Origin of the sequence: Pseudomonas sp. 3MA1, from assembly GCF_029237275.1 — a bacterium.
GTDB lineage: Bacteria > Pseudomonadota > Gammaproteobacteria > Pseudomonadales > Pseudomonadaceae > Aquipseudomonas > Aquipseudomonas fluorescens_AP.
Genome location: NZ_JAACFX010000027.1, coordinates 1 through 1,251, shown reverse-complemented (window position 1 = coordinate 1,251; position 1,251 = coordinate 1). Strand labels below are relative to the sequence as shown.

Genomic DNA, 1,251 nt, shown 5'->3' with positions numbered 1-1,251 from the left:
TGAACTGGCCTAATGATCCCGGACACCTCTTAAGGGCGATATGATTCGCCCAATCAGGAGGCTCCATGCAAGAACGAAAGACCTATACCCGCGAGTTCAAACAACGTGCTGCAAGCATGGTTCTCGATGACAACTGCTCTGTTCCTGACGTCTGCGCGTCGATGGATGTCGGCCCTACGGCTCTGCGCCGTTGGGTGGATCAGGTTCGCAAAGAACGTCAGAAAGGCCAGCCAGTGGTAGGCACCAAAGCAATCAGTGACGAACAGCGAGAGCTCCAGCAACTGCGAGCTAAGGTCAAGCGTCTAGAGACCGAGGCTGAAATATTAAAAAAAGCTACGGCTCTCTTGATGTCGGATCCCGATCGTTTTTCCTGATCGAGGAGCTGAGAGAGTCTGGCTCGTATCCGACCAGCCTGCTTTGTAGTGCGCTGAGCGTTTCCCGCAGCGCGTTTTATGACTGGCTGCGCCGCCGTTCAGCGCCAAATATCAAGCGCGACGGGCTCAGAGCAAAAGTCGTGCAGTTGCACGTCGAAAGCCGGGGAAGTGCGGGCGCGAGGATGATCTCTCAGCACTTGAAGGCCCAGCAGATTAGGGTGGGACGGTATCTGGCCGGAAGGCTCATGGAGGAAGCAAATCTGGCCAGCGGACAGCGCCGACGGCATCAGTATCGCTCCAGAGGCGTCGAGGCATTTGTGGCCAAAAATCTGCTCGAACGTAAGTTCGAGCCAACAGCAATCAATCAGATCTGGTGCGGCGACGTTACCAGCTTGATAGTCGGGAAGCGCTGGTATCACTTGGCAGTAGTGCTTGATCTGTTCGCCCGCCGGATCGTTGGTTGGGCGTTCTCTCTGATCAATGACGCCAATCTGGTTAGCAGAGCGCTGAGGATGGCGGTGGATGTTCGAGGCAAACATGCAGGCTTGATGTTTCATTCAGATCAAGGCTGCCAATACACCAGCCAACGCTTCCAATCCGAGCTGTTTGAGCACGGGATAACACAAAGCATGAGCCACAGGGGGCAATGCTGGGACAACGCGCCAACAGAGCGATTCTTCGGGACACTCAAGTCAGAGTGGGTACCGACCAAGGGCTACAACGCAATTGAAGAAGCTAGGCAGGACATGACCAGCTTCCTCATGCGCTACAACCGAATCAGGCTCCACAGCTACAACAACTACCTGTCGCCAATAGCTAGGGAGCAGTTGGCGGCTTGATCACCGTAAACGGTGTCCGGAAACACTTGACCAGAACA

Annotated in this window: 2 protein-coding genes; both read left to right on the top strand. The window is 55.0% G+C overall.

The features are described from left to right. Positions 1-65 precede the first annotated feature (65 nt). Positions 66-374 (top strand): transposase, encoded by a 309-nt coding sequence (locus GWQ44_RS30780; RefSeq protein ID WP_275929102.1) that lies wholly within the window; start codon positions 66-68, stop codon positions 372-374. Beyond that, positions 323-1,213, top strand: a complete 891-nt coding sequence (locus GWQ44_RS30775) for an IS3 family transposase (protein ID WP_345894559.1) — start codon at positions 323-325, stop codon at positions 1,211-1,213. The genes GWQ44_RS30780 and GWQ44_RS30775 overlap by 52 nt, the downstream gene beginning before the upstream one ends. The last annotated feature ends 38 nt before the right edge of the window (positions 1,214-1,251 follow it).

Excerpts from the sequence above, each read along its gene's own strand:
- GWQ44_RS30780 (WP_275929102.1), top strand. The coding sequence starts at position 66 with ATGCAAGAACGAAAGACCTATACCCGCGAGTTCAAACAACGTGCTGCA.